This window comes from Paraburkholderia sediminicola (assembly GCF_046027825.1).
Lineage (GTDB): Bacteria > Pseudomonadota > Gammaproteobacteria > Burkholderiales > Burkholderiaceae > Paraburkholderia > Paraburkholderia sediminicola_D.
In genome coordinates, this window is record NZ_JAQQDU010000017.1 from 113141 (window position 1) to 126060 (window position 12920).

At 65.1% G+C, this 12920-nt stretch carries 6 protein-coding genes; all 6 read left to right on the plus strand.

Features of this window, described 5'->3' with window-relative positions; all coding sequences use genetic code 11:
* Nucleotides 1–140: 140 nt before the first annotated feature.
* From bcsP to PQQ96_RS12390, 6 genes are read left to right on the plus strand one after another with little or no spacing between them, the layout of a single operon-like run.
* Nucleotides 141–1130, plus strand: coding sequence for a cellulose biosynthesis protein BcsP (gene bcsP, locus PQQ96_RS12365; RefSeq protein ID WP_408291961.1), 990 nt, complete (start codon nucleotides 141–143; stop codon nucleotides 1128–1130).
* Nucleotides 1127–1915 (plus strand): cellulose biosynthesis protein BcsQ, encoded by a 789-nt coding sequence (bcsQ, locus tag PQQ96_RS12370; RefSeq protein WP_408291963.1) that lies wholly within the window; start codon nucleotides 1127–1129, stop codon nucleotides 1913–1915. Before bcsP ends, bcsQ begins: the two co-directional genes overlap by 4 nt.
* Entirely contained in the window at nucleotides 1912–4116 is a 2205-nt protein-coding gene (gene bcsA, locus PQQ96_RS12375) for a UDP-forming cellulose synthase catalytic subunit (protein WP_408291965.1), read from the plus strand. The genes bcsQ and bcsA overlap by 4 nt, the downstream gene beginning before the upstream one ends.
* Before the next feature lie 3 nt (nucleotides 4117–4119).
* Complete coding sequence (gene bcsB, locus PQQ96_RS12380) at nucleotides 4120–6681, plus strand: cellulose biosynthesis cyclic di-GMP-binding regulatory protein BcsB (RefSeq protein WP_408291967.1); 2562 nt, start codon at nucleotides 4120–4122, stop codon at nucleotides 6679–6681.
* 10 nt (nucleotides 6682–6691) lie between these two features.
* A complete protein-coding gene (bcsZ, locus tag PQQ96_RS12385) occupies nucleotides 6692–7921 on the plus strand; it encodes a cellulose synthase complex periplasmic endoglucanase BcsZ (protein WP_408291969.1) in 1230 nt (409 codons plus the stop codon).
* Complete coding sequence (locus PQQ96_RS12390; RefSeq protein WP_408291971.1) at nucleotides 7912–12693, plus strand: cellulose synthase subunit BcsC-related outer membrane protein; 4782 nt, start codon at nucleotides 7912–7914, stop codon at nucleotides 12691–12693. Before bcsZ ends, PQQ96_RS12390 begins: the two co-directional genes overlap by 10 nt.
* The last annotated feature ends 227 nt before the right edge of the window (nucleotides 12694–12920 follow it).

The window sequence follows — 12920 nt, forward strand, 5'->3', positions numbered from 1 at the left end:
AGTCGTTAGACATCGTTAAACAACGGGCAGTAGAGGAACGCGCCAGACCGGTGCGCGTGAAGTAGCAGCACCAGCGTTTGAGCGCCGCGAGCACGTGCAGGGATCGGGGCAAGGCAAGTCATGAACAAGACGGCGGCACTATGAGTTCATCGAGCGACATCGAAAAACTATTCGATCATTTTGGCGGCGACGCCAACGCGTACCAGGAAATCGGCCGCGAAAACGAAGCGCGTTCGGCGCGCACACGTTGGCCGCTGCTGGTGACGCTGGATCTGACGCAGCCGACGATTCCCGCGATCGGGCAACGCCGCGAGCTTGCTCGCGATACGTCGGCGCGCGACGCGGCGCCGGCTGCGGATGGCCAGGACGCGACGCCCAAAGACGCTGTCTCGGTCACGCGCGCGAAGGCACCGCTGTTTACACGCTCACATCGACGGGACATTCCGCCGGTCGTCGTCGCCACCCAGTCTGTCGCGCCGCCCGCCGCTTCGCGCTTCGGCGCGCTCGAACCGAACGCGGACGCCGCGGCGCGGATCGATGTGGTGCCCCCGGTGACCCCACACGCCCCGCCGCAGGTGCCGCCGGTTGCCGCTGCGTCGGTTCCCCCGGTCATGCCGCCTGCAGCTATTCCGCCGCTGGCCCAGTTCCCTATGCCGACGACGCCTGTCACGCAACCTATGGTGAGCATGCCGCCCAACGCGGTGACGCCGCGCGCCGGGATCCCCGCCCTCACACCACGCGCCATCGCACCGGCGCCGATCGCTGCACCCGCTGCGACGTGGGCGCAAGCCCCTGCTCCCGCTCCGGTCCCGACATGGGCACCAGCGCCCGCCCAAGCTCATGCTCATGCTCCAGCATGGGCGCAGGCACCGGCATCCACCCACACCGGCACGACGGTGCCCGCAGCGCCGCCGCCCGCTTCGATCCTCGGCAAACTGTTCGCTCCGGCATCCGAACCGGCGCCGCCGCAACCCGTCCGCAGCCAAGGCGAATCCGCACCGCTGCAATCGGTCTTCGACCGTCTGCGCGGCACACCTGTTCAAACGGCCGCTGCGCCAGCCGCAGCGCCCCGCGCCGCCGTGCCCGCCACCTCCAACTCGTGGCTGATCAACGGCCCTCGTCGCTCATGAAAGTCATTGCGGTCGTGTCCGCCAAAGGCGGGGTCGGTAAAACTACCCTCGCCGCCAATCTCGCCTCCGTGCTGGCCGCCAGCGGCCGCCGCGTGATTGCCCTCGATCTCGATCCGCAGAACGCGCTGCGTCTGCATTTCGGCGTGCCGCTCGACAGCATCGACGGTTTGTCGCGCGCGACGTTGACGGGCGATCCATGGCAGACGGTGATGTTCGACGGCGTAGACGGTGTGACCGTGCTGCCCTATGGCGCGGTGCTCGAAGACGACCGCCGCCGCTTCGAAGCGTATGTCGACCAGGAGCCAGGCTGGCTCGCGCAGTCGCTGCAATCGCTGCGGCTCGACCCGTCCGACATCGTCATCATCGATACGCCGCCGGGTTCGTCGGTGTATGTACGCACTGCGTTGTGCGCGGCGACCTTCACGCTGAACGTGGTGCTGGCCGACGCGGCTTCCTACGCCGCCATTCCGTTAATGGAACGGCTGATCGAAGCCTATGCGGCGCCGCGCCCGGAGTTCGGCGGAGAAGGCTACGTGGTCAACCAGATCGACCAGTCTCGCCAATTGACCAAAGACGTCCTCAAGGTCTTGCGCCAGATGCTCGGCGACAAACTCTTCCCAGGCGTGATCCATCTGGACGAAGGCGTGAGCGAAGCGCTCGCGTGCGACACCACGCTGATTCACTACGATCCACTCAGCCAGGCGGCCGCCGATTTTCGCTCGTGCGGCAACTGGCTGATGGCGGCGGTCGACGCGATCGCCGTCTCGCCGAGGAACGTCGCATGAGCACGCATCCGTCGCAGGACATCGAGGCCCGCGATCCGTCACGGCTCGAACGCTTCGTCGACGCACGCTTCTGGAACAGCCGGATCGTGACCGGTCTCGTCACGCTGTTCGCGCTGGTGATGCTGTACTTCGTGTTCACCGTGCCGCTCGCGTTCTACGAGCAACTGACGTTCGCGACCTGCTGCTTCGTCACCGCCCTGCTGTTCCGCCGCCTGCCTGGCCGTTACGCGACGATGGTGATGATCATGCTCTCGGTGGTCACGTCGGGCCGCTATATGTACTGGCGGCTCACGGCGACGACTTACTGGGAACATCCGCTCGACGCCGCGTGGGGCCTGCTGCTGGTGTCCGCCGAAGTCTATTCGACCATCGTGCTGCTGCTCGGCTACTTCCAGACCGCGTGGCCGCTCAAGCGCACACCGATGCCGCTGCCCACTTCGCGCGACCTGTGGCCGACCGTCGACGTGTTCATCCCGACCTACAACGAGCCGCTCTCGGTGGTGAAGCCGACCATCTACGCGGCGCTTGCGCTCGACTATCCGGCCGACAAGATTGCGATCCACGTGCTCGACGACGGCCGCCGTCCCGAGTTCAGAGCGTTCTGCGAGGAAGTCGGCGTCAACTGGACGATCCGCACGCACAACCGCCATGCAAAGGCCGGCAACATCAATGAAGCCCTGAAGATCACCCAGGGCGAATACCTCGCGATCTTCGACTGCGATCACATTCCGACCCGCTCATTCCTGCAGATCGGCCTCGGCTGGTTCCTGCGCGACAAGCTGCTGTCGATGTTGCAAACGCCGCACCACTTCTTCTCCGCCGATCCGTTCGAGCGCAATCTCGGCACCTTCCGCAAGGTGCCGAACGAAGGCGAACTGTTTTACGGCCTCGTGCAAGACGGCAACGATCTGTGGAACGCCACGTTCTTCTGCGGCTCGTGCGCGTTGCTGCGCCGGAGCATGGTCGAAGAGATCGGCGGTATTGCAGTGGAGACGGTCACCGAAGACGCGCACACCGCATTGAAGCTGCACCGCCTCGGCTACACGACCGCGTATCTTGCGATTCCGCAAGCGGCGGGGCTGGCCACCGAAAGTCTGTCCGGCCACATCGGCCAGCGGATTCGCTGGGCGCGCGGCATGACGCAGATTTTCCGGATCGACAATCCGCTAACCGGCAAGGGCCTGAAAATCGGCCAGCGGCTCTGTTATCTGAACGCGATGATGCACTTCTTCTACGGCATCCCGCGTCTGGTGTTCCTCACGGCGCCCCTGTCGTATCTGTTCTTCGGCGCGCACGTGATCGAAGCCGCCGCCAGCACGATCGCGATCTACGCCTTGCCACACATGATGCACGCGAGCATCACCAACTCGCGGATGCAGCGCTCGTTCCGCCATTCGTTCTGGGCCGAAGTGTATGAATCGGTGCTGGCGTCGTACATCACCGCGCCTACGCTGCTCGCGCTGATCAACCCGAAGCTCGGCAAATTCAACGTGACGGCCAAGGGCGGCCAGATCGAGAAGAACTACTTCGACTGGGCGATCTCGCGGCCGTATCTGTTCCTGCTGTTGCTGAACCTGATCGGCTTTGTCGTGGGCATCGTGCATATCTATCTGAACTGGCACATCCGCAGCGTGGTGAACACGACCATCCTGAACCTCGGCTGGACCACCTACAACATGCTGATTCTCGGTGCGAGCGTGGCCGCGGCGAGCGAGCGCCGGCAGATTCGCGCGGTGCACCGCGTGGCGATGCAGATGCCGGTGATGCTGAAGTTCTCGACCGGCCGCACGCTCGCCTGCGAAACCATCGATTACTCGGAAGGCGGTGTCGGCGTGGCGCTGCCGGCCAAAATCGAAGTGCCCGTCCACGAACGCGTGACCGTGTCGCTGTTTCGCGGCGACGAGGAATACACCTTCCCCGCCACCGTCGGTTTCACGGAGCCGGGCCGTGTGGGCCTGCGTTTCTCGGCCATGACGCGCGAACAGGAATACGAGTTCGTCAAGACCACCTTCGCGCGCGCCGACGCCTGGACCGGCTGGGCCGAAGGGCGTCAGCAGGACACCCCGTTGCGCGGTCTGTCGCATGTGCTGTCGGTCGGCGCACGCGGCATTGTGGGTCTCTTCGAGCATCTTTATGCCGACCTTCGAAGCTCGATGAAAAGCCGTCCGGTGGACGTCAAGAAGCTAAAAACCAAAGACTGATCTATGGGCAACAGGATGGCGAAGGCACACGTCGAACGCTCGAATCACGGGCGCAGTGGGATGGAAACGGAGGGGCGTCTGTTTGGACGGCTCCGCTCGCAACGGTTGATGCGCGGGCTTGCCTGCTGGCTCGCCGTGCAGACCGCGTTGGCGGCGCCGCTGGCCTCAGCGGCTGAAGTGGTCGCGGCCGCCATGAGTGGCGCGAGTGCGTCGCAAGCCGGCCAGGTGACAGGGACCCAGGGCGCACCTGCTGCGCGCGTCGCCACCGGCGTGGGCAGTGTGCCCGCGCCGAGCCCGGCAATTCCCTACGATCCGAACGCGATCGCGCAAGCGCAGTTGGCCACGCCGACGCCGGCGCTCGCCGCGTCATCGGTGAAAGCCTTGGGTATCAGAACGCCGACCACCGCCGAACCTGGCACTCTGGTGCCGGGTGGCCGCCGTCAAACGCTCACCTTCGCCGACCTCGGCGCGCGTGATCCGCTGCAATTGCGTGGCACCGACGGCCAGAACGGCGTCGCGTTCTCCGTGCGCGGCGACGAAGTGGTGACCGGTGCGATCCTGCATCTGGTCTACAGCTACTCGCCCGCGCTGCTCGCGAATATTTCCCAGCTGAAAGTGCTGGTGAACGGCGAAGTCGCCGCGACGCTGCCGGTGCCGCACGAACAGGCCGGCATGCTGGTGGCGCGCGATGTCTCGATCGATCCGCGTTTCATCACCGAATTCAACCACCTGAACGTGCAGTTGATCGGCCACTACACGACGAGCTGCGAAGACCCGGCGAATTCGTCGCTGTGGGCCACCGTCAGTAATGCCAGTTCGCTCGATCTGACCTATGCGTCGCTCGCCAGCAAGCCGGACCTGGCCGCCCTGCCGCAGCCGTTCTTCGACCGCCGCGACGTGCGCCGTCTCGAACTGCCGTTCGTATTCCCGCAAAAACCCGGCGCAGGTACCCTCGAAGCGGGCGGCATCGTCGCGTCATGGTTCGGCGCGCTGGCCGGCTATCGCGGCGCGATCTTTCCCGCGCAACTGGATAACGCGCCGCTGTCGGGCAACGCGGTGGTGTTCGCGACCGACGACCAACGGCCTGCCGGCGTGACGATTCCGGCGATCTCCGGCCCGACGATCGCAGTGGTGGATCGCGAAGCGCCGGCGCGCGGCAAGCTGCTGCTCGTGCTCGGCCGCACCGAAGCCGAGCTGAAAATCGCCGCCAAGGCGCTCGGCATCGGCCAGAACACGCTGAGTGGCCCGAGCGCGACGATCACACAGTTGAACGAACTCGGGCCGCGTGTACCGTACGACGCGCCGAACTGGCTGCCGACTAACCGTCCGGTGCGTTTCGGCGAACTCGCCGAGGCGCGCGACCTGACCGTGTCCGGCTACGACGCCGACGCCGTGCGCGTCAATCTGCGCGTGCCGCCCGATCTGTTCATGTGGCACACCAAGGGTGCGCCGATCGATCTGCGCTACCGCTACACCGTGCGTCCGCTGCGGGACCGTTCGTCGCTGAACGTCAGCGTCAATGACGGCTTCGTGCAGGCGCTGCCGATTCCGGCCGAGTCGGCCTCGGTGTTCGAGCTGAGCCATTACTTCGCGCGCATCTTGCCCGACAACACGGCCGAAGCGCGTCGCACGGTCCATATTCCGCCGCTGCTGCTGACGCCGCGCGCGCAAGTGCGCCTGCATTTCTATTACGACATTCCGAACACCGGCGAATGTCACGGCCGCCTGCTGGAAAACGTGGTCGGCGCGATTGATCCGAACTCGACCATCGACCTGTCGTCGTTCCCGCATTACATGGCACTGCCCGACCTGGCGGCATTCGCCAACAGCGGCTTCCCGTTCACGCGGATGGCCGACCTGTCCGAGACCGCGGTGGTCCTGCCGAACGACGCCGATTCGAGCGACTACAGCCTGTACCTGCTGACCATGGGCCGCATGGGCGCATCGACCGGTTATCCGGTGAATGGCGTCACAGTCGGCACGGCCGACGACGTCGACAAGTACGCCAACAAGGACCTGCTGATTTTCGGCGCGCCGGGCAAGCAACCCCTGCTGCAGCGCTGGGCCAAGTCGATGCCGTTTTCCAGCGACGGCGATTCGCGCACCTTCGAACTCTCCGATATCGTCTTCAAACTCCAGGACTGGTGGCATGGCGAACGCGGCGTCGACCGCTCGCCTGCGCGCGCCGACCTGACGCTCGTGAGTTCGAACGGCGATGCGCTGTTGACCGGTTTCGAATCGCCGCTGCAGAAGGACCGCAGCGCCGTCGCGCTGGTGAGCGCAGCCGGCCAGTCGGACGCCGATCTGTCCGCCGCCCTGCTCGACGCCGACGTGCTGCCGGAGATTCAAGGCGCGATGGCCGTGATCCATGGCCGCACCGTCACCGTCACGTCGAACGGCGAAGCGTACTATGTCGGCCATTTGTCGCCGCAAGAGTATCTGCGCTGGGCGCTGTCGTCGCATCCGCTGTTGCTGATGCTGGGCGGCGTGCTCGCCGCGCTGATCATCGCGGGCCTGTTCTACCGGACGCTGCGCTCGATCGCCGCGCGCCGCCTAAGGGACTGATAGGATTGTTATGCGGTATCAAACCAATAAAACACGCGTGGCGCTGACGCTCGGGCTTGGCTTGGGCCTTGCCGTTGCAGCGACCACGGGTATTGCCGCGAGTTTGACCGGACTCACCAAGGTGGCCCAGACCACGCCAACGCCTGGTCAACCCGGCCAGCCGGGCCAGTGCGGCACCGACTGGCCGGCATACCGTATATTCGTCGAACGCTTCGTGCAGGCTGACGGCCGCGTGATCGACTACTCGTCGCCGGAACTGAAAACCACCTCGGAAGGCCAGTCGTACGGCATGTTCTTCGCGCTGGTCGCGAACGACCGCGCAACCTTCGACCGCTTGCTCAACTGGACCCGCACCAATCTGGCGGGCAACCAGTTCGATCCGCAGAACGTGCGGCTGCCGTCGTGGCTCTGGGGCAAGAAGCCGGACGGCTCATACGGCGTACTCGATCAGAATTCCGCGTCAGACTCCGACCTGTGGATCGCCTACGATCTGCTGCAAGCCGGCCGCCTATGGCATGAGGCAAGTTATACGCAACTCGGTGCGGCGCTCGCCGCACAAATCGCTCGCCAGGAAATGACCACGTTGCCAGGCGTCGGCCCGATGCTGCTGCCCGGACCGCAGGGCTTCAGGAATGGCGGCGTGACGCGCCTGAATCCGAGCTATCTGCCCTTGCCGGTAGTCCGCGCACTTGCGAAGGACATGCCGAACGGCCCGTGGCCGAAGCTCGCCGACAGCGCCTTCAAGATGATCAAGACCACCGCGCCGCAGGGCTTTGCCCCCGACTGGGCAGCGTGGCAGAACGGCCAGTTCGTGGTCGATCCCAAAGAAGGCGACACCGGCAGCTATGACGCGATCCGCGTCTATCTGTGGGCCGGCCTAACCTCGCCCGCCGATCCGCTCGCCAAACCCTGGCTCGCTGCGCTCGGCGGCATGCGCGCGAAGGTGGCGCAAACCGGCATTCCGCCCGAGAAGGTCTCATCGACCACCGGCGCGGCGGGCGGCGAAGGACCGTTGAGTTACTGGGGCGCACTCGCACCGTACTTCAAGGCGCTCGGCGACGAACGCGGCCTCGGTCTCGCCCGCACCCATCTCGCTGTGCTCGACAGCAGCGTGCCGGGCCGCGACCCTGTTTATTACGATCGTGTGCTGGGCTTGTTCGGCACCGGATTCATCGACGGCCGCTATCGTTTCGACGAAGCCGGCCGTCTCGTGCCGAGTTGGAGAAATGCATGCGATTGAGCGCCCTCGCGTTTTCATTGCGGTTCGCGCTGAGCCTCACGGCCGTCTGCTGCGTAGCGACGGCTTCGCCTGACGCGTTGGCGCAGGCATCGAAAGATCCCTTGAGCGTGCTGATCGATCAGGGCAAGTACTGGCAAGCGCATCACCGCGGCGACCTCGCTGAGCAGGCGTGGCAGAAAGTATTGCGCATCGATCCGAAGCAGCCCGATGCGCTCTTCGGCATGGGCATGGTGCTCGCCGACCGCAAGGACGGCGCGGGCGCACAGCAATATCTCGCGCGTCTGAAGGCGGTCGCGCCGACCTATCCGAATCTGGACGAACTGGGCCGGCGTCTTGGCGAATCGAGCGTGCGTGACCAGACCGTCAACGACGCACGGCGGCTTGCGCAAAGCGGTCAAAGCGCGAGTGCGGTCGAGGAGTATCAGCGCGCGTTGAACGGCAAGCCGGCCACGCCCGAACTGCAACTCGAGTATTACCAGGCGCTGTCGGCCACGCCGCAAGGCTGGGATCAGGCGCGCCGCGGCCTCGAACAGCTCGCGCGCGACAACCCCGACGACCCGCGCTACGCCCTCGCCTACGCACAGCATCTGACCTATCGCGATGTGACGCGCCGCGATGGTATCGCGCGCCTGCAGAAGCTGGCGGCGGACAGCACGGTCGGCGCGTCGGCGAAAAAGAGCTGGCGGCAGGCGCTGTTGTGGCTCGACGCACGGCCTTCCGATGCCGCGATGTATGAAGCGTATCTGCAAGGTGCACCCGACGACGCCGCGGTCAAGGCACGCTTCGAGTCGATGGTTCAGCAGGACAAGGCGGCCCGCGATCGCACCCAGGAAAATGCCGCCGTCGACGCCCGCGGCCGCACCATCGCCGACGGCTTCGCCGCGCTCGATCGTGGCGACCTCGGCACCGCGCGCGCGAAGTTTTCGTCAGTCCTGGCGAATAATCCGAACGACACCGACGCGCTCGGCGGCATGGGTATCGCCGCGTTGAAGCAGGAAAAATTCGCCGAAGCGCGCAACTATCTGGAACGCGCGTCGCGCAGCGGCAATCCTGCGCGCTGGAAATCCGCGCTCGATAGCGCGACCTACTGGACCTATACCAGCGACGCCATCGGCGCGCGCAGCAATGGCGAATTCGCGAAGGCGAAGTCGCTGTTCGAACGCGCGATCGCGTTGAATCCGTCCGACGTCACCGCGCAGGTGCTGCTCGGCGAAATGCTGCTGTCGAACGGCGACCCGGTCGGCGCGGAGCAGGCCTACCGGATGGCGCTGCGCCGCCAAGCCGACAATCCCGATGCGATTCGCGGCCTCGTCGGCTCGCTCGCCGCGCAAGGCCGTGGCGACGAAGCGCTGCAATTCGCCAATCAACTGAACAGCGAACAACAATCGAAGGCCGGCGGCATCAACCGTCTGCGCGGCGAAGCGCAGGCGGCGCAGGCGCGCGCGGCCGAAGCGCGCGGCGATCTCGGCAGCGCGCGCAGCCTGTTCGAAGACGCGCTGCTGAACAATCCCGACGATCCCTGGCTGCGCCTCGACCTCGCGCGCATTTACGTGCGCCAGGGGGCGGTGGCGAATGCGCGCAGCATGATGGACGGCCTGCTCGCCGCGCATCCCGACATGACCGACGCGCTCTATGCGAGCGCGTTGCTGTCGGCGGAAACGCAGGACTGGGCAGCCGGTCTCGCGCAACTCGAACGGATTCCGGTCGCACAACGCACCGACGCCATGACGACCTTGCAGCACCGGCTGTGGGTGCATCAGCAGGCCGACCTCGCGACGCGGATGGCGCGCAACGGGCAGTCGCAACAAGCGCTGGCGACATTGTACGCGGCCGAACCGGTCGCGGGCAACAGCCCCGAACTGATTGGCGTGATCGCCACCGGATATCAGCAGGTCGGCGACACGAATCGCGCGTTGAGTCTCGTGCGCAGCGCGATGAACGCCGCGCCCGGCAACACCGATTTGCTGCTGCAATACGCGGGGATTCTGTCCGCCACGCAGCAGGAAGCTGAACTCGGCATGGTGATGCGACGCCTCGCCTCGATGCAGTTGACGCCGCAGCAACGCACGGATTTCGGCAACCTGAATCTGGGGATCGTCATCAAGCAGTGCGATACGGTGCGTCAGCGCGGCGACCTCGCCAGCGCCTATGACGTGATCGCGCCCTGGCTTGCCGCGATGCCCGACAATCCCGATCTGCAAGCCGCCCTCGGCCGCCTCTATTCCAGTGCCGGCGACGACCGCAATGCGCTCGCCAGTTACCGCGTCGCGCTGCAGCGCAAGCCTGACGACCTGAACCTGCTGCAAGCGACGATTCCTGCCGCGGTCGGTGCGAAACAGTTCAGCTACGCCGAATCGCTCGCCAATCAGGCGCTCGCTGCGGCGCCGGGCGACCCGGGCGTGCTGGCGACGGTCGGCCGCATGTATCGCGCCGAAGGCAAGCTGTCGCTCGCCTCGACTTATCTGCAGCGCTCGCTGGTCGCCGCCAATACGCCGCTGATGGCCAATGCGCCACGCGCCAATGCCCCGAGCAACGTGCCGCGCGGCTGGGAAGTCGCGATGCGCCGGATCGGCGCGACGCCGCTGCCGGGCACCAATCCTTTCGAAGGCAAAACCGCAACGGTCTCACCGACCGACGCCGACAACGCCCTGCCTGGCCAGAGCGGCTTCAATGCCGCGCGCGCTTCGCTTCCGTACTCGCAGTCCTCCTTGCCGTCACAGACCGTGCCGAACTATCCGCCTCCCTCGCAGCCCGCGCCTTACGTCGCGCCTTATACGGCGCCCACGCAGCCGTATTCGCCAAACGCCGCGCCGAACGCCGCGCCCACCGCCGTTCCCTATAACGCGCCGCGTCCCGGCGCCAATACGGGTGGCTACGGTCAGGAGACCAACGGGTCGAGCCAGTCGGGCGCGCCGTTGCAGCCGTATCCGGGTCAAGGCCAGCCGCAGATGCAGCAGGCGCCACAACAGCAGTACAACGGCGGTTATCCGCAGCAGGCGGGCTACCCGCAGCAGCAGGCCGGTTACCCGCAACAAGGTGGGTATCCTCAACAAGGGCAATATCAGCAGCAGGCGCCGGACGGCTATGCGGCCACGCCGTGGCCGATGTCGCCCGCGGCACGCGAAGCGCAAGCCAATGCGGGTTCGATGCAACAGCCGCGTTACACGGGCTCGACCACGACCACGAAACACACGACCAGCAAGAAGCAAAGCGCTTCGAAGAGCAACCGCAACGCGCAAGCCTATGCACAGGCGCCGTATGGGCAGAGCCAAGGCTATCCGCAGCAGCAGCCCTACTACGGCCAGCAACCTTATCCGCAGCAACAACAGGGCTACGCGCAGCAACCTTATCAACCGTCTCCGCCGCAGCAGGCTTACGGTCTGCAGCCTTATCAGCCGTATGCGAATCAGGGCTCGGGCTATTACGCGCAGCAACAGCAACCGTACATTCCGCAGCCGCCGACCGGTTATGCGCAGCCGTATTACCCCCAACAACCCGGCGCGAACGGCAATGGCGGCAACTATGCGCAGCCGAACGTGGCCAACACGCAGACGCTCGGCGTGGCTGAAGAACTGGCGCAGGTCAATCGCGAGCAGGCGAGCACCGTGTCGGGCGGGATCGTATTCCGCAACCGTGATGGCGAAGATGGCCTGTCGACGCTCACCGATATCGAAGCGCCCATTCAGGGGCGTATCAAGGCCGGCAACGGCCATATCGTCGTGACGGCGACCCCGGTGACGCTGGATGCCGGCACCGCGTCGGGCAATCTCTCGACGCTCGCGCGATTTGGCGCGGGGCTGTCCAATAGCACGTCTGCGACGGCGGCGATTGCGGGCAACAACACCTATGGCAGCCAGACCGCCAGCGGCGTGGGTCTGTCGCTCGGCTACGAAGCCCGCAGCTATAGTGGCGATATCGGCGTGACGCCGCTTGGTTTCCCCGAGAAGACGATCGTCGGCGGGGCCCAATACAACGGTGCCATTACTGACAAGGTGTCGTATTCGCTGGCCGTCGCACGCCGCGCGGTGACGGATAGCTTGCTGTCGTATGCGGGCGCTCGCGACTCGGGTTCCGGCCTTGAGTGGGGCGGCGTCACCTCCAACGGCGGCCTCGCCAGCCTTGCATGGGATGACGGCACCAACGGCCTGTATGTGAACGCTGCGTACCAGCACTACATGGGCTATCACGTCGAAAGCAATAACGCAGTCAAAGGCGGCGGCGGTGTCTACACGCGCCTCGTGAAGGATGTTGATCAGACGCTGACTATTGGTGTGAATACGACACTGATGTCCTATAACAAGAACCTGTCGTACTTCACGTATGGTCAGGGCGGGTACTTCAGTCCGCAGCAGTACATGATCCTGAATCTGCCGGTGGAGTGGACTGGGCGCAATGGTCCGTTTACCTATGACGTGAAGGGGTCGATCGGCGTGCAGCATTATCGTCAGGATGCGTCGAATTACTTCCCGCTCGATGCCAACCTCCAGGGTGACGCGGCGAGGCAAGCGAATTTCATCGGCACGGGTGTGGATAGCAATGCGGTTTATCCTGGGCAGAGTAAGACCGGGGTTTCTTATTCGCTTAGCGCGGTGGGGGAATATCAACTGGCGCCGCAGTTGGCGTTTGGGGCGACTGCGTCGCTCGGCAATGCTTATGAATATCGCGAGTGGCTCGCGGCTGTTTATGTGAGGTATAGCTTTAGTAAGCAGACGGGGTTGCAGCCGTTCCCGCCTGTGCCGCTCAGTTCGCCTTATTTGTCGTTATCGAACTAGTTTTTTGCCTTTGGCAGGCGGCGTTGGGCTTTGCTTGGGTTTTTGCCTGCGCGGCGCTTGTTCGGTTGTTTGCCTGCGGCGTTGGCCTTTCCTTGATTTCTTATTGGTCTATTAGTGTTGCCCCTGTGCGGGGCGGCACTTACTTTCTTTGCCGCCGCAAAGAAAGATAAGCAAAGAAAGCGGCGGGGGGGGGGGGGGGGGGGGGGGGGGGGGGGGGGGGGGGGGGG

What these genes read in the sequence shown, in the direction of transcription:
- bcsA (WP_408291965.1), top strand. Translation starts at nt 1,912, where the DNA reads ATGAGCACGCATCCGTCGCAGGACATCGAGGCCCGCGATCCGTCACGG.
- bcsB (WP_408291967.1), top strand. Translation starts at nt 4,120, where the DNA reads ATGGGCAACAGGATGGCGAAGGCACACGTCGAACGCTCGAATCACGGG.
- bcsQ (WP_408291963.1), top strand. Translation starts at nt 1,127, where the DNA reads ATGAAAGTCATTGCGGTCGTGTCCGCCAAAGGCGGGGTCGGTAAAACT.
- PQQ96_RS12390 (WP_408291971.1), top strand. Translation starts at nt 7,912, where the DNA reads ATGCGATTGAGCGCCCTCGCGTTTTCATTGCGGTTCGCGCTGAGCCTC.
- bcsZ (WP_408291969.1), top strand. Translation starts at nt 6,692, where the DNA reads ATGCGGTATCAAACCAATAAAACACGCGTGGCGCTGACGCTCGGGCTT.
- bcsP (WP_408291961.1), top strand. Translation starts at nt 141, where the DNA reads ATGAGTTCATCGAGCGACATCGAAAAACTATTCGATCATTTTGGCGGC.